Origin of the sequence: Vibrio sp. CyArs1 (genome assembly GCF_022432925.1) — a bacterium.
GTDB classification, from domain to species: domain Bacteria; phylum Pseudomonadota; class Gammaproteobacteria; order Enterobacterales; family Vibrionaceae; genus Vibrio; species Vibrio mediterranei.
The window spans coordinates 17356-32583 of record NZ_JAKRBO010000010.1; the positions used below are offsets into that span (position 1 = coordinate 17356).

Consider the following 15228-nt stretch of genomic DNA (forward strand, 5'->3'; position numbering starts at 1 on the left):
GAGAGTGATGCCTAACTCCCAAAAAGGGGTTGCCTTGATTGTTATTCTGCTGCTTTTAGCCATCATGGTATCAATAGCCGCTACGATGTCTGAGCGCTTGTTTAGTCAGTTCACTCGAGCATCGAATCAGGTTAATTATCAACAGGCCTATTGGTATGCCATTGGTGTTGAGGCATTGGCCTCTGTTGCGATAAAAGAGAGCTACAAAGATAACAAAGACAGTATTAATCTGAATCAACCTTGGGCTCTTGAGGAACGCACTTATCCTCTCGATTACGGTCAAGCAACTGGCTACATTCGAGATATGCAGTCATGCTTCAATGTCAATGCTCTGGCGAATGTGACACCGAATGCCAATAGCGCCACTAAACCATTTTTGGTGCGTTTCTTTCAGCGATTGCTGGAAGAAAGTGAAGTCGAGAATTACCAAGCCGAACAAATTGCTGATTCGACTTGGGAGTTTATCAATAAGGAAACGACTGTTCGCTCCGTGTCTGGAGTTGGAGACAGTTACTACGAGTCTTTGTCGCCAGCGTATGTTGCCGCTAATGGTCTAATCGCCGACAGTTCTGAACTGAGAGCAATTAATCAGATGTCTGGTGAAGCTATGTTGAAAATTGCTCCACTAGTGTGCGCGTTACCGACATCCAGTTGGCAGCTCAATGTTAATACGATTTCGGTCGAGCAAGCACCGTTACTCGCTGCGTTATTTGCACCGAATTTGTCGGTCGATAATGCCAAACAGCTTATTGAAAATCGCCCCTTTGATGGGTGGTCTGGTGTGAATCAGTTTTTAGCAGAGCCACAAATGGGTGCGGTGGATGACAATACAAAGCAGCAAGGTTCTCCTTTCCTGACTGTGGACAGTGTTTACTTTGAGTTAGATGCGCAGGTAGTTGTGGACGAATCAAGACTGCGATTAAGAACCTTATTTTTTAGCCAAGATAGGCAAGATGTGACGGTAGTGCGCCGTCGATTTGGAGGATTTCGTGAGCGAGTTTTTAACCGTTCGCCTGAATAGTCAACCGACTAGCCCTGTACATTGGGCGGTTTGGTCGACCAATCAGCAAGAAGTGATAGCGAGTGGTGTGCTTGACAGTTTAGCGCAGCTCGAAGAGATCAAGGAATACGCGCAGCAGCGTGTCACAATGCTTATGCTATGTGCACAGGATGTTCACTTCGCTCAAGTTGAGATCCCTGCAGGTGGAGCTAGGCAGTTTGAAACCATGCTGCCATTTCTTGTAGAAGATGATATTGCTCAAGATGTCGAGCAGCTTCACTTTACGATTCTTAATAAACACGCTGACAAAGCGGCAGTGTGTGCGGTTGATAAGCGCTATTTATCTGATGTGCTTGAGGCGTTTTTGCAACATGGTATTGAAGTTAAAAAGGTCGTTCCTGATGTTTTAGCTTTGCCCAAGACACAACATGTTTCTGCGATTGAAATGGATGAGCAGTGGCTGTTTCGTACCTCTGAATGGTCGGGTATGACGGTTGATAACAACTGGCTTGAAGCGGTTATTAAGTCGGATTATTTATCCTCTCGGGAGCAGCAAGATCAAGAAGAGTCTGCTGTAGTAGTCGTAGAGAGCTATTCAGAAGAACCTACGATTGTTGCTTCGTATTCTGACCATGTTTCATGGCAAACTTTGCCAGCAGAACCCGCCATGGCACTACTTTCAAAAGGAGTGGTGGATAGCGGCTTTAGTTTACTCAGTGGTGACTTTAAACCTAAAGCTTCTTTCTTAAAACATTGGAAAGTTTGGAAGAAAGTAGCTATCGCGGCCTCAATACTTATCGTTGCTCTGATTGCGGAACAAGTAGTGCTTGTTAATCAGTATGAAGCTCAGGCAGCAGCTTACCGAGCGGAAAGTGAACGTATTTTCCGAAGCGTGTTTCCAGATAAGAAACGCATTCCTACAGTGAGCTACCTGAAGAGACAAATGCAAGATGAGCTAGGCCGATTAGGTGGCTCCGATATCTCCAGTGCGTCTGTGTTGGAATGGTTGTCGAAATTGCCCGACACCGTGGGTCAAGTGAATGGCATGCAAGTTGAGAGTTTTACCTTTGATGGCAATCGCAATGAAGTTCGTATGAGTGTCACCAGCAAGGATTTTGAAAGCTTTGAAGCGGCAAGAATAAAACTGGAAACGCAATTCGATGTGTCACAAGGTCCTCTTAACCGTAATGGTGAAGTGGTGATGGGTAACTTTGTGTTGAAGGCAAAATAGGGTTAATCATGAAAGGTCTACTACTTAGCGCACAAAGCTGGTGGCTTAGTATCAGTCAAAGGGAACAGCGACTGGTTTTGGCATGTTCTGTCGTTGCCATTATTGGGATCATCTATTGGGGGATACTCGCCCCGTTTGCTCAGCGAACTGAGAATGCTCAAATGCGCATTCAATCAGAGCGTCAATTGTTGTCTTGGGTAAGTGAACAAGCCGATACCATCGTTGAAAAACGTCGTGCAGGCGGTGTGGTTGTCTCCAAGCAGCCTTTAAATCAGGTTATCACGTCGTCAACAAATCGATTTAATGTCGAGTTGATTCGAATGCAGCCTCGTAACGACCAGCTGCAAGTCTGGATCAAACCGATCCCGTTTGAGTTCTTCGTAAATTGGTTATTCTATTTACAGGAAAACCACGGAGTGACAGTGGAAAATATGGATATTGATAAGGCGGATTTGAGTGGTGTGATAGAGGTGAACCGTCTGCAATTTAAAAGAGGTAGCTAAGTGAAACGAGTCATTAAGTACGCGTTACTTTGCACCAGTGTATTTACCGCTAGTGCTATCTATCACTTGCCTGCGAGCGTGGCATTGAGCTTCTCACCGTTGCCTCAAGGTGTGTTTATTGATAGCGCAGAAGGAACAGTTTGGCAGGGGCGAGCTCAAAATGTACGAGTTCAGAACTACCAATTAGGAGAGCTTAACTGGTCCTTCTCATGGTCGAGTTTGCTAACTCTGTCCCCAGAATATGCTGTTAGGTTTGGCCGAGGCAGTGCTCTTGGTCTCTCTGGGAAAGGGAATGTCGGTATTAGCTTCTCAGGGCCTTACGTGGAGACCTTGTTAGCTTCGATACCGGCAGATACCGTTCTGCAATACTCTCCTATGCCCGTGCCTGTTTCGGCTGGGGGGCAGCTTGAATTGGCGATCAAATCGTTGCAATACCAATCTCCTTGGTGTGGAACGGGAGAGGGCAGTCTGTCATGGAGTGCTGGCTATATTGAAACCCCTGTCGGCAGCTTAAGCTTCGGGCCGACTATTGTTGATTTGGCGTGCAATGACAGTGTATTAACCGCGAAAGGCAGTCAATCTAGTAAGCAAGTCTCTAGTGAGTTCTCAGGGCAGCTGACGCCGAACCGACAATATCAATCCAGCGCGTGGTTTAAACCGGAAGGTGATTTCCCTGCGACCATGCGTCAGCAGTTGAGTTGGCTAGGTAACCCTGATAATCAAGGTCGTTATTCCTTTAATTATCAAGGAAGATTCTAGGAACTGGAGACGAAGTTGTTTGTTGAGTTAACAACTAAAAAGGAGGCTTAGCCTCCTTTTTAGTTTTATTGTGTGTCTATTCTTGTATGAGAATCTTATCCCAAGCTAGCGATTGATCGCCAATCACAATGAAGTTTGGATTTTCCAATGTCTCTCTTTGATTGTAGGACAGCGGACCTAACTCGGTGCTTAAGATGGCACCGCCAGCTTCTTCGACAATGCATTGGGTTGCTGCTGTGTCCCATTCACCTGTTGGGCCTAAGCGCAAGTAACAGTCCACTGCGCCTTCTGCCACTAGACACGCTTTTAGTGCCGCAGAACCAAGAGGAACCAAATCGTAGTTCCACGCAGAGCTCATTCTTGCTGTGACACGATTGATATTTTGGCGGCGACTAATCGCAATCGCGATGGATTGATCTTGAGCATCATGTTTGAGGACATTAATTCTCAAGCTTTCATCCATGGATGGGATTTTCCAAGCCCCTTTATTCTCGTAGGCATAATAAGTCACGCCTGACACGGGCGCATAGACGATGCCCATAATCGGCTTATGGTTGCGAACCAGTGCAATGATCGTAGCAAAATCGCCACTGCGAGCAATGAACTCTTGAGTGCCATCAAGCGGGTCAACAAGCCAATAGGTATCCCATTGCGAACGTTGTTCAAGGCTAATATCTGCTGCTTCTTCAGACAGTACAGGGATATCTGGTGTTAATTGACTGAGCTTTTCAACAATCAGCTTGTGAGCTGCGAGGTCGGCGGTGGTGACTGGAGTCTCATCTTCTTTGGTAAAAGCCTCATATTGCTTGTTTTCATAGATGTCTAATATGAGCTGCCCAGCAAGGCGAGCAATGCTGATGGCGTCGGGAATGAGGTGGGAGAGATCTTTATTCAGTGCCGTCACGTTATAGTCCTAGTTCTGACTTCATTCTTAACATCAGCAGTAATGCGGTAATACTGCGCGCTTCGGAGAAATCCATATGAGAGAGGAGTTCGTCTGCCTGAGCCAGTGGCCATTTCACTATCTCTAAAGGCTCTGGTTCATCGCCTTCAAGCTGTTCAGGGTACAAATCTTGAGCAACGAACAAGGTCATGCGACTTGAAAAATAAGACGGTGCTAAGATCACTTCTTTAAGCGGAGTCAGCTTATTTGCCCCAAAGCCGATTTCTTCTTTCAACTCTCGCACCGCTGCTTGGTCAGGTGACTCGCCAGGGTCGATAAGTCCTTTAGGAAAGCCCAGTTCGTATCGCTCTGTGCCAGCAGCGTACTCGCGTACCAATAAAATATCACCATGCTCTGTAATAGGAACCATCATGACTGCGTTACGACCACTTGGCTTCATTCGCTCATAAGTGCGCTTAGTACCATTAGAAAACGCTAAGTCTAACGCCTCAATCTTAAATAGCCGAGATTCGGCAACGGTCTTTTGGGCTAAGATTTCAGGTCCTTTTTTGGACGGCATGGCTTATCTCCTTAGCGTTGTTCCACATAGATTAATGATGTGAGCGTGCGGAACAGAAATTATTGTACTGCTTAATATATATAGGAATTGAGTCATCGCCAAATAGAACCATAAAAAAACAGAGCGCAAAGGTTTCCCTTGGCGCTCTGCTCGAACTTCATGGCCGCGTGGGCGAAAAAGTCACTTAGTAGTATGAGTGCTCGCCACGATCGTGCTCGGTCATATCTCTAACCGCTGTAAGTTCACCAGAGAACTCTTGAAGAAGTTGTTTCTCAATACCTTCTTTCAGGGTTACATCAACCATGGAGCAACCGTTACAACCACCGCCAAACTGAACGATGGCAATACCGTCTTCAGTAATTTCCATCAGACTAACGTGGCCACCGTGACCAGCAAGCTGTGGGTTTACTTGAGTTTGGATAGCATACTCGACACGTTCCATTAATGGCGCATCATCAGCGACTTTACGCATTTTCGCGTTTGGTGCTTTTAACGTAAGCTGTGAACCCATTTTGTCGGTGACGAAGTCGATCTCAGCATCTTCAAGGAAGGGTAGAGATAACTCATCAACATAAGCAGATAGGGCTTCGTATTTAAATTCTGTGTCGTTTGACTCAATCGCTTCTGGTGGGCAATAAGACACACCGCATTCAGCGTTTTGAGTGCCTGGGTTAACGACAAAAACACGGATGTTCGTACCCTCTGGCTGTTGAGCCAGTAGTTTGGCAAAGTGGCTTTGTGCACTTTCTGTAATAGTAATTGGATTTGACACGACGAATACCTGAGTATAGTTGTAGGTTATTACCACTATTCTACTCCTGTCGTGAGTAGATGCCAAAATTATTTGTCTGTATTGTGTGCAACTTGAAGTTCCAGTGGATTACCGACTCATTTTGGCGTGCGGCACAAGCAGTAAATATCGATTTTTTCTACCCCTACATCAAGCAATAATTCGCTTAAATGTCTGACAGTTGCGCCAGTTGTGACCACATCATCAATTATCGCAACATGACTTGCTTTTGGTCGCTGATGTAATGAAAACGCTTGGCGAACATTACGCAGCCGTGCGGTTTTATCTAAGGTTTTTTGCATTGGGGCTCGAGCATGTTTGAGAAATACATTAGGCATGAGTTGAGTTTGAGGCGCGGACTTAGCTATCTCGTTAGCGAGCACTTCACTAAGATTAAATCCCCTTAATAGATATTGATGCCAGTTCATTGGTACGGTGACCACCATGGGAGCAGGGTGAAGAATCAAACTGTTGAGCATTCGTGCTAGAGGAGGAAGTAGCCAATAGCGTTTCTGACGCTTTATCTGCTGGATGAGTGTTGAAAGTGGGTATTGGTAGTCACCCAAACAATACATTTGGTGCCATGGAGGCGGTGATTTAAGGCACTGACCACACTTATCGGCTTGTGTCTCTATTTGTAAACCGCAGCAATGACAGCGTTTAATGTGTAACGCCATTTGTCGATGACAATGTGGGCACCATAAATGGTGCTCCATGGTTGAGTCGATACGCAAACCGCATAAATGACACAGAGAGGGTATTGGAAGTGACAGTTTCATTGGTCTAATTTGACGTTTGAGAATATCTGTTTAGCATGAAGCAAAACAACCCCAACATAGTATGAATTCGGTAGGAGATAACGTGAGCTCAGCATCAAAAGTACATTGGCATTCTGAAGGTCAGGGACCCGATATCGTTTTGCTTCATGGCTGGGGCATGAATGGCGCGGTATGGTCCAAGTGCAGTGCCGAACTGGCTCAGTCTTTCACCGTGCATAGCGTTGATTTACCCGGTTATGGCTTCAGTCATGATGTTGAGTATCAGTCCCTTGAGCAGTTTTGTGAGTTGTTACTGGCGGATGCTCCCGACCAAGCCATTTGGTTGGGTTGGTCTTTAGGCGGGTTAGTGGCGACTCATATAGCTCATTATTATCCGCAAAGAATCTCGCAGTTGGTGACATTAGCAAGCTCGCCCAAGTTCTCTGAAGGTGAACAGTGGCGCGGGATTAAAAAGGATGTACTAGCTGCATTTACGGAACAGCTAACTGAGAACTTCAAGCTAACCATTGAACGATTTATGGCACTGCAAGCCATGGGCAGTCCAAGTGCTCGTCAAGATGTGAAACAACTAAAAGAGGCGGTGTTATCGCGGCCTATGCCTTCTCAAGAAGCGTTGATGCTAGGACTGAATTGGTTGGACTCCCTCGATCTGCGTCAACAGTTGGGAGAACTATCGATGCCAGTTCACCGCTGGTATGGTCGATTAGATGGTTTGGTGCCAGTGCGTGTTGCAAAACAGCTAGATGAGCTCACATCCGGTCATCAATCACATGTATTTAAGGATTCTTCGCATGCTCCGTTTATTACCGAGCAAAGCGGTTTTATCGACAAGGTGCAGGCGCTAGTTCGCTGATATTTGCAGGATTTTTACACAAAATCGGTAAAGCTTTATGCATTTTGTCCGATACTGTATTGAGATGATTGACGATAATTCAATCGGTTAAAGATAAGGCTAAGTGTAGAGGTATTGGCTGTAATCACTCATTACAGAGGAGAGTGACCATGATAGTGTCACCCAACAGTGTAAGTGCCCCGGTTATTGCACCGTCCGTGAATCCGCAGACAGAGCAAGTGGCTCGTGACAACAAAGTGAGAGAGCCGATCATCGCTCCAGTGGAACTGGCGAGAACCAATGCTGAACGACGCATCAACGAAGATGAAAAACGCCGTAAGCGCAGCGCCTGGGATCCTGCTGAGCACCCAGAGTATGAAACGGAAGAAGAGGATTCTCAGCCGCATAATCCGGTAGAAAATTGGTTTCGGTTGTTGTCGCTAAATACCTATAGTCAGTCGCAAGGGAAAGGCTATGCTATGCGCTTTCGTTTACCGAAGAAAATAGTCGATGCAGCGATACTCGAAGGGAAGATGGCCAAACGTCGCACCGTGATTCGTTATCATTACGGCCATGCAGTAGCGCCAAATACACCCTCTGATATTCTTGCGGTCACTTAGTTGAACGGTTCGATATAACGTGAATTAAAAAGAGCACCTTAAGGTGCTCTTTTGTTATTGATAGAAACTACTTTTTCGCCTTGGCAAACGCCGCTGCGAATGCGCCACCCATGGCGCTATTACCGGATTCCTGACGAGGTTTGTGTTGACGCTGTCCGCCTCGAGGCTCTCTCGGCTTTTGAGATGAGCTGCGGCTAGTTCTGTTATCTTGTCCAGGTTCATCGTTTAAACGCATAGACAGGCCGATGCGTTTACGGGCTGCATCGACTTCCATTACCTTAACTTTAACGATGTCACCTGCTTTAACTACTTCGCGAGGGTCGGCGACAAACTTATCCGTTAGAGCTGAAATATGTACCAATCCATCCTGATGTACACCAATATCCACAAAGGCACCAAAGTTAGCGACGTTAGACACCACACCTTCTAGCACCATGCCGGGTTCTAAGTCGGAGATCTTGTTGACCCCTTCAGCAAAGGTTGCAGTCTTAAACTCAGGTCGAGGGTCACGGCCTGGCTTATCCAATTCGCGGATAATATCGGTGACAGTTGGTAAACCAAATGTCTCGTCGGTGTAATCAATGGCGTTAATAGACTTCAAAAAGCTGCTATCACCGATAATCGTTTGCACTTTACGGCCAGTTTTCTCAGCAATTGTTTTAACTACTGGATACGCTTCAGGGTGAACCGAAGATGCATCAAGCGGGTTTTTGCCATTCATGATGCGAAGGAAACCTGCGCACTGTTCAAAAGCTTTAGGACCTAGACGGGCGACTTTCTTCAAGGTTGTACGGGCCTCGAAGCGGCCATTTTCATCACGATAGTCGACAATGTTTTGCGCCAGTGTTGATGAAAGTCCTGCCACTCGAGTGAGTAGTGCAGCTGAGGCCGTATTTACATCAACCCCAACGGCGTTTACGCAATCTTCGACGACTGCATCTAGGCGTTTAGCCAGCATGGTTTGACTTACATCGTGCTGATATTGACCAACACCAATAGACTTAGGGTCGATTTTCACCAGTTCAGCCAGCGGGTCTTGCAGTCGGCGTGCAATAGAGACGGCACCACGTAGTGACACGTCCATGTTTGGGAACTCTTTGGCAGCAAGTTCCGAGGCTGAGTACACTGAAGCACCAGCTTCACTGACGATAATTTTCTGAACTTTAAGATTGCCACGTTTAATCACATCGGCAGCAAAGCTGTCTGTCTCGCGTGAGGCAGTACCGTTACCAATCGCGATTAGGTCGACATTGTATTGACGCACTAACTGCTCAATAACCTGTGCTGACTTATCGTATTGCTTTTGCGGGGGATGAGGGTAGATCGTCTCTGTTGTTAACACTTTACCTGTAGTGTCGACGACAGCCACTTTACAGCCTGTTCTCAAACCAGGATCTAGACCTAATGTTGCTCTTGGGCCAGCTGGTGCGGCCATCAGAAGGTCTTTCAAGTTTGTAGCGAACACGGTAATGGCATCGACTTCCGAGCGTTCTTTGAGCGCGCCCATCAGTTCGGTTTCCATATGCATCGATACTTTGATGCGCCATGCCCAACTGATGACTTGTTTGCGCCAAGCATCCGCTGGCGCTTGGCTTAGATGAACACCATAATGCTCTGCAATGATGGTTTCACAGTGAGACTCGCGTGCGTTTTCTTGATTAGCTGGATCGGCGTTGAGGGATAATTGCAAGAAGCCTTCATTGCGACCACGAAGCATGGCCAGTGCACGGTGCGACGGAACTTTGCTGATGGCTTCGTCGTGTTCAAAATAGTCCTTGAACTTCTCGCCTTCGTGTTCTTTGCCTTGGATAACTCGAGCGCTAAGTTCCGCATTACGGTTTAGGTAGTGACGAATTTTCTCTAATAGGTCTGCATCTTCAGCGATGCGCTCCATGATGATAGCGCGTGCACCATCAAGAGCGGCTTTGTTATCTGCGACACCCTTTGACTCATCAACGTACTGTTGGGCAGCGTCTTCCGGAGTATGACTTGGTTGATTCCAAAGCAGATCCGCAAGTGGCTCTAGTCCTGCTTCAATGGCAATCTGCCCTTTTGTGCGACGTTTTGGCTTATATGGTAGATACAGATCTTCAAGACGTGTTTTGTTATCGGCGTTTTCGATTTCAGCGCGTAATTCGGCACTGAGTTTGCCCTGCTCATCAATGGATTTCAGAATTGTCTGACGTCTTTCGTCCAATTCTCTTAGGTAACTAAGGCGAGAATCCAAAGTACGTAATTGGGTGTCGTCAAGCCCGCCTGTTACCTCTTTTCGGTAACGTGCAATGAAGGGTACGGTGTTGCCGTCATCAATCAAAGTGACAGCAGCTTCAACTTGCTTAGTGCTGACGCTCAGCTCTTTAGCAATCAGTTGACAGATAGCTTGGCTCATCCGTGTATTCTCTTGTTGTGTGTTAGGGAAAGGAAGATCCTTTCTTCGATATCTATAGGATATAAGGGCTTGAGCTAAGTTTTGCAATTGCTTGGTTATTTTTCTCTATCACTTAGCCGTGAAACACTTCAGTAATTTGCTAATTTATTGATAATCGCGTGGATATTCCGTTAATTTTCTGTAAAGTTAAAGAGAGTTGGCAATGAATTACAGTGGCCGTTGTCTCAAGACAAACGGGGTATTAAAAGTCGGTCAATGAATGGATGTATTAAAATGAATAGAACAGCAACTAAGTTGGCGTTAATTCTCGCCTCAATGACCAGTGGGTGGGCTATGGCTGCACCAGATCTCTCTACTACTCAAGCACCTGTACTTTCTATCGAAGATAAACTCGTCTTAGGTCGTGTTGAGAGTGTGTACTATCAAGATATTGACGCGCTTAAAGGTATCCCTTTTGTTGGCAAGATTGATACCGGTGCGGACACTACATCGATGCACGCTGAAGATATCCATGTCACCAGCGACAACCCAAAGTACCAAGGGTTAACTGATGAGAAGCTGTTGCAGACCATCGTAGATGAGTATGGCGGCTCTGCCAGTGACTGGTGGCTAGAAGAATTTGATAATGAAGAACGAAACTTCGGTGGTATGGTGACTTTTACGCTTCGTCACCCATACACCGGAGAGAAAATCACTATGGAGCGACCTTTGACGCGTACTAGTGTGATTCGTAGCCGAACCAGTGCGACACCTATCTATCGCCCTGTGATTACTCTGCCGCTGACTATTGCAGGTAAAACGGTAGAAACCGAAGTGAACTTAACTGACCGAAGTGGTTTTAGTGCTCCTATCTTAATTGGTAAAACGTTCTTAGCTGACAATGCTTGGGTCATGGCTGGTTACGACTATTTGCAAGAACAGAAAGACGCTCAAGTTATTGGTCGTCGTGAGTCTGGTGAAGTTGATGGTGTGCCAGTCGATGTAAGCCTATCTTTGCAAAATAACTACAGCATTCTTAACGCGCAGAATGTCGCAGTAAATAAAAAAGATAACAGCGTAAGCTTTGACTTAGCGGGTAAAGAAAACGCGAAAAAGCGTGTGACGTATCCATTGGTGAAAATGCTCTCTGTCAGTGGTAATGAATACCCAGTTGTTTTTGTGCCGTTCAAAGGTGGTAAAGACTTTGAGCAGACGATTCAGGTGTATTTAAAAGATCGCTCTAAATACAGTACTCAGCTTCGATTGGGCCTAGACACACTTAGTAAAAACTTTATTGTCGATACGGGTGCCAAAGATAAGCTGGACAAGAAGAAGCAGAGCTTTGAGTCTCGTATGAAGAATAAACCGCTGGTGGTTTCACCTGTGGAAAGTCTGATTCTTGATGGCTACCAGTTAAACGCTGAGCCTTCTTTTGCGGTTAGCACGCCATTATTAAAAGTCGCTAGCTTTGAAATGATTGAAGCTAAAGGTCGTGACAAAGTGGAGTACTACTTATCTAACGACCAAGGTAATGAAGAAAAAATCCGCAAGACCATTCTTCGTAAAATAAAAGTAGGTGATACGGTGCGACCGGTTGTCGACGGTGAGTTTATTGTTGGCGACAAAGAAGTGACGGTTGAATTTGCTTTGGAAGCTTTGGATAGTGATGAAGGTGAAGAGCCTTACTTCATCATAGGTAAGAAAGCGACGAAAGCTGGTGTCTTGGTGAATACTCGAAGTGAAAACCTGCTGGACGCCTATCCTATCTTTACCGCAGGTCACATAGAGAATGCAACGGTGGAAGGCTTGAAGTTCCCTGTGAAACTTGATACCGGCGCTGATGTTAGTTCAATGAATGCTTTGGATATTAAACAGTTCAAGAAAGACGGTAAAGACATGGTGACCTTCACTTATGCCAATGATATGGGGATGAAGCAAGAATTCACCCGTGAAGTGGTGGATGTAATGCGCATTAAAGCGAAGGCGGGTGAAAAAGCCAATGTACGCCCAGTGGTTGAAATGCGAGTGAAACTTGGCGATGTCGAGAAGACGGTTCGAGTCAATCTACAAGACCGCTCTCGTTTCCACTACAGTATGATTTTAGGGAAAAACTTCCTTAAGTACGGCGTAGTAGTTAGTAGTGATGAGAACTTCCTATTAGGAAATGATATCGGCAGTCACTAACTCAAACGTAAGCCAATAAAAAACGGCAGCGCTTAAGCGCTGCCGTTTTATTTTCTAGAGATTATTGCTGTTCATCTTTTTTGATGTCGGCATCGATTTTCTTTTCTGACTCTGAGTTGTTGTCGACTTCGTCGTATTCTTCATCATCAGAACCATCGATCATACTGTGCTTCTCTTTCCAGTGTTCCCAGCGCTGGTAAGCCAGTTCTTGCATGTCTGTGGTTTTGTCTGCTTCGTCGACGATCTCTTGGCCTAGTAAGTGCTCAAAAATATCTTCGAGTGTAATGATGCCTTGAATGGTGCCATATTCGTCTACAATCATTGCAATCTGTAGGCGTGCAGCCATCATTTGCTCAAATGCTTTAGGCAACATAATCGTGTTAAACAACACGTGGATAGGACGCATTACAGAGCCTAACTGCTTTTCCCCACTGCCTTGTTGCTGCAACTTAAACAATTCCAGACGGTGTACAAACCCGAGGATATTGTCTTTTTGTTGGCTATAGACCAGTGGACGAGAGAATGGGGTCTCTTTGTGTTGGTCCAAGAATTCATTGATGGTCATTTCAGCTGCAACGCGAAAAACCACCGGGCGCGGTGTCATAACTTGCGTTACCGGAATATCCTGAATATTAAGAATATTGTTCAAGATATTGGATTCACCCTCAGCAAACTCACCACTTTCTTTTGCCAACATCGCCATCGCAGACAGCTCATCACGCATCTTTGGCGCTTCATGGCCACGAGCCAGACGCTTAGTGATCTGCTCAGAAAACCAAACAAATGGAGTTAGTGCCCATACCATCCAACGTAAAATTGTAGCTGCGGTAGGAGCAAGTTGACGCCAGTAGGTTGCACCAATGGTTTTCGGGACGATTTCTGACAACACTAAAATACCTAATGTCAGTACCGCTGAGAAAACGCCTAGCCATTGACTACCAAACACTTTAGCAGCTTGCGCACCTGCCGTTGCCGCGCCGATGGTGTGTGCGATGGTGTTAAGCGTCAAAATAGAAGCCAATGGTCGATCGAGTTCAGCTTTAAGCTTGCTAAGCTTGTCTGCTGCAGGGTGCTCTTGTTGTCGAAGCTGAGCTAGGTAGCTTGGTGTAATACTAAGTAACACCGCTTCAAGCACAGAACAGATAAAAGAAACACCGATAGCGATCGCTATGTAAACCGTTAAAAGAAACATTCATTTCCTAATATGTGCACACATCAACCTAACTTTGCTGCAAATGAGCCTGTGCATTGTTGGTGAGTGCTTAAAAAACAGTAGCCGCATAATAGATTTATCAGGCTTATTAATTGTGCGGCAGTGCATTTATGGGACTTTATGCAATAAATTACAAGGTTTCAAACTCAATCTTCACGTAACAAATTGTGAGTTATTGCTCATAAAACGGTTAAATCTCGGTCATAAGTGAGAAAGATCGGCTACAAACCTTTGCCAGATGGGGGCTTTATGATTTAGAGTGGGCTCTAACTCGATAACATGAAGAAGGGAAACCTAATGAACAAGACCCAATTAATCGACTTTATCGCTGAGAAAGCAGACCTATCTAAAGCACAAGCTAAAGCAGCGCTTGAAGCGACGCTTTCAGGTGTTTCTGAAGCGCTAACTGAAGGTGACCAAGTTCAACTAATTGGTTTTGGTACGTTCAAAGTAAACCACCGTGCAGCTCGCACTGGTCGTAATCCAAAAACTGGTGAAGAGATCCAAATCGCTGCAGCGAACGTTCCAGCTTTCGTAGCTGGTAAAGCGCTAAAAGACGCAGTTAAATAATTTCTACAGCACCGATGAGTTTTCATCGGTGCTGTTTTCCCTCCTATGCGGTTGATCGATAAACGTGTTAGCCGATGTAATGCGCTTATCCATCAATCTCTCCTCCAATACTCTGAATTGAAGTGAACGCCTTGTCATTAACGCTGTCCTACAGTTAGTAGAAGCTGTTGTTTGCCTACGTTGCTTTTGTTTGAGGTTATAGACATCAATGAAGAAAACTCTGTTGGTATCACTATTAGTTGCAACGCTCGCTGGTTGCTCTTCTTCTCCGTCACCATCTCTGAATCAGTATTCGGAATACACAGGTGGTCAAACGTTAGGGGATGCAACGAGTTTGTATTGGTATACCGAGCGGCTGACAAAACCGTTCAGTGCTGCTGACTATGTCAATATGAATGACTATGGTTGGTATAAGTCCAATTATCGTTGGAGTGGTGACACACTACGTGAGTTTGTGCGAGAAGGGGTGCAAAATGAGATTGAGTCAGGTTCAGTCAATTACCGTATTCACGTGCGCTTCAATAAAGATGGCGAAGCTATTTATCAACAATACCGTCGAAATGGTAAAGTCCTACCCATCAAACGTGCTCAGTTAGAAAACTACCAACGTGAAGCTGACTTACTTGTGGAAAGAGTAAAAGAGCAGGATAGTGATGGTTTAGAGCTTATCCAAGGTCATTGGGATGGAAAGTCGCTGGAAACCTGTAGCGGTATTGAATTTAACAATATTAAGTTTGAACAGAGTTTGCCAGACTTTGTAGTGCAGCGTTTGGCGGAAGTGGAAAGCTATGTCGCGTTTTTAGGCAGTACTCGACTGACTGGAGCAAAAGTAGAACAATTGCTAATGCTCTCTGATGGTTCGACCGATTGTATTAAGCGTCCCGTGCTTGCCACTGAATAACCAGTGCAACGTGAC

At 45.6% G+C, this 15228-nt stretch carries 15 protein-coding genes; 9 read left to right on the top strand and 6 right to left on the bottom strand.

Annotated elements, in window-relative coordinates; genetic code table 11:
- Positions 1-7 precede the first annotated feature (7 nt).
- From gspK to MMA19_RS22350, 4 genes are read left to right on the top strand one after another with little or no spacing between them, the layout of a single operon-like run.
- Entirely contained in the window at positions 8-1021 is a 1014-nt protein-coding gene (gene gspK / locus MMA19_RS22335) for a type II secretion system minor pseudopilin GspK (RefSeq protein ID WP_038222770.1), read from the top strand.
- Complete coding sequence (gene gspL / locus MMA19_RS22340; RefSeq protein WP_006073379.1) at positions 990-2231, top strand: type II secretion system protein GspL; 1242 nt, start codon at positions 990-992, stop codon at positions 2229-2231. Before gspK ends, gspL begins: the two co-directional genes overlap by 32 nt.
- 8 nt (positions 2232-2239) lie before the next feature.
- Positions 2240-2734, top strand: a complete 495-nt coding sequence (locus tag MMA19_RS22345) for a type II secretion system protein M (protein WP_031493654.1) — start codon at positions 2240-2242, stop codon at positions 2732-2734.
- On the top strand, positions 2735-3493 hold the full coding sequence (locus tag MMA19_RS22350; protein ID WP_171391871.1) for a type II secretion system protein N: 759 nt from the start codon (positions 2735-2737) through the stop codon (positions 3491-3493).
- A 76-nt stretch (positions 3494-3569) separates the two neighbouring features.
- On the opposite strand, the gene cysQ is transcribed toward MMA19_RS22350, so the two are convergent.
- The 4 genes from cysQ to MMA19_RS22370 form a co-directional block, all read right to left on the bottom strand.
- Positions 3570-4388: a 3'(2'),5'-bisphosphate nucleotidase CysQ gene (gene cysQ, locus MMA19_RS22355; protein WP_038223913.1), complete on the bottom strand. Its 819-nt coding sequence runs from the start codon at positions 4386-4388 to the stop codon at positions 3570-3572.
- 10 nt (positions 4389-4398) lie between these two features.
- Positions 4399-4956, bottom strand: a complete 558-nt coding sequence (nudE, locus tag MMA19_RS22360) for an ADP compounds hydrolase NudE (RefSeq protein ID WP_031493657.1) — start codon at positions 4954-4956, stop codon at positions 4399-4401.
- Positions 4957-5140: 184 nt separating this feature from the next.
- Complete coding sequence (nfuA, locus tag MMA19_RS22365; RefSeq protein WP_031493658.1) at positions 5141-5728, bottom strand: Fe-S biogenesis protein NfuA; 588 nt, start codon at positions 5726-5728, stop codon at positions 5141-5143.
- Positions 5729-5844: 116 nt separating this feature from the next.
- Complete coding sequence (locus MMA19_RS22370) at positions 5845-6525, bottom strand: ComF family protein (protein WP_240207278.1); 681 nt, start codon at positions 6523-6525, stop codon at positions 5845-5847.
- 61 nt (positions 6526-6586) lie between these two features.
- Here MMA19_RS22370 and bioH point away from each other — a divergent pair, with 61 nt between their 5' ends.
- Together bioH and MMA19_RS22380 are read left to right on the top strand one after the other, a co-directional pair.
- Positions 6587-7378 (top strand): pimeloyl-ACP methyl ester esterase BioH, encoded by a 792-nt coding sequence (gene bioH, locus MMA19_RS22375; protein WP_006073396.1) that lies wholly within the window; start codon positions 6587-6589, stop codon positions 7376-7378.
- A gap of 149 nt (positions 7379-7527) precedes the next feature.
- Positions 7528-7977, top strand: coding sequence for a hypothetical protein (locus MMA19_RS22380; protein WP_006073398.1), 450 nt, complete (start codon positions 7528-7530; stop codon positions 7975-7977).
- Between the two features lie 67 nt (positions 7978-8044).
- Here MMA19_RS22380 and MMA19_RS22385 read toward each other — a convergent pair whose 3' ends face one another.
- Entirely contained in the window at positions 8045-10366 is a 2322-nt protein-coding gene (locus MMA19_RS22385; protein ID WP_240207279.1) for a Tex family protein, read from the bottom strand.
- A 273-nt stretch (positions 10367-10639) separates the two neighbouring features.
- On the opposite strand from MMA19_RS22385, the gene MMA19_RS22390 reads away from it, so the two are divergent.
- Positions 10640-12529 carry a RimK/LysX family protein gene (locus tag MMA19_RS22390; RefSeq protein WP_240207280.1) on the top strand — a complete coding sequence of 630 codons (1890 nt, stop codon included), beginning with the start codon at positions 10640-10642 and terminating at the stop codon, positions 12527-12529.
- A 61-nt stretch (positions 12530-12590) separates the two neighbouring features.
- On the opposite strand, the gene MMA19_RS22395 is transcribed toward MMA19_RS22390, so the two are convergent.
- On the bottom strand, positions 12591-13721 hold the full coding sequence (locus MMA19_RS22395; protein ID WP_240207281.1) for a hemolysin family protein: 1131 nt from the start codon (positions 13719-13721) through the stop codon (positions 12591-12593).
- A 318-nt stretch (positions 13722-14039) separates the two neighbouring features.
- On the opposite strand from MMA19_RS22395, the gene hupA reads away from it, so the two are divergent.
- Both hupA and MMA19_RS22405 read left to right on the top strand, forming a co-directional pair.
- Positions 14040-14312, top strand: coding sequence for a nucleoid-associated protein HU-alpha (gene hupA / locus MMA19_RS22400; protein WP_006073404.1), 273 nt, complete (start codon positions 14040-14042; stop codon positions 14310-14312).
- Positions 14313-14520: 208 nt separating this feature from the next.
- A complete protein-coding gene (locus MMA19_RS22405; protein ID WP_062461648.1) occupies positions 14521-15213 on the top strand; it encodes a DUF1481 domain-containing protein in 693 nt (230 codons plus the stop codon).
- Positions 15214-15228 lie beyond the last annotated feature (15 nt).

Coding starts and splice junctions, on each gene's coding strand:
- MMA19_RS22390 (WP_240207280.1), top strand. CDS start 10,640: ATGAATAGAACAGCAACTAAGTTGGCGTTAATTCTCGCCTCAATGACC.
- gspK (WP_038222770.1), top strand. CDS start 8: ATGCCTAACTCCCAAAAAGGGGTTGCCTTGATTGTTATTCTGCTGCTT.
- MMA19_RS22370 (WP_240207278.1), bottom strand. CDS start 6,525: ATGAAACTGTCACTTCCAATACCCTCTCTGTGTCATTTATGCGGTTTG.
- MMA19_RS22395 (WP_240207281.1), bottom strand. CDS start 13,721: ATGTTTCTTTTAACGGTTTACATAGCGATCGCTATCGGTGTTTCTTTT.
- bioH (WP_006073396.1), top strand. CDS start 6,587: ATGAATTCGGTAGGAGATAACGTGAGCTCAGCATCAAAAGTACATTGG.
- MMA19_RS22385 (WP_240207279.1), bottom strand. CDS start 10,366: ATGAGCCAAGCTATCTGTCAACTGATTGCTAAAGAGCTGAGCGTCAGC.
- MMA19_RS22345 (WP_031493654.1), top strand. CDS start 2,240: ATGAAAGGTCTACTACTTAGCGCACAAAGCTGGTGGCTTAGTATCAGT.
- nudE (WP_031493657.1), bottom strand. CDS start 4,956: ATGCCGTCCAAAAAAGGACCTGAAATCTTAGCCCAAAAGACCGTTGCC.
- MMA19_RS22405 (WP_062461648.1), top strand. CDS start 14,521: ATGAAGAAAACTCTGTTGGTATCACTATTAGTTGCAACGCTCGCTGGT.
- MMA19_RS22380 (WP_006073398.1), top strand. CDS start 7,528: ATGATAGTGTCACCCAACAGTGTAAGTGCCCCGGTTATTGCACCGTCC.
- hupA (WP_006073404.1), top strand. CDS start 14,040: ATGAACAAGACCCAATTAATCGACTTTATCGCTGAGAAAGCAGACCTA.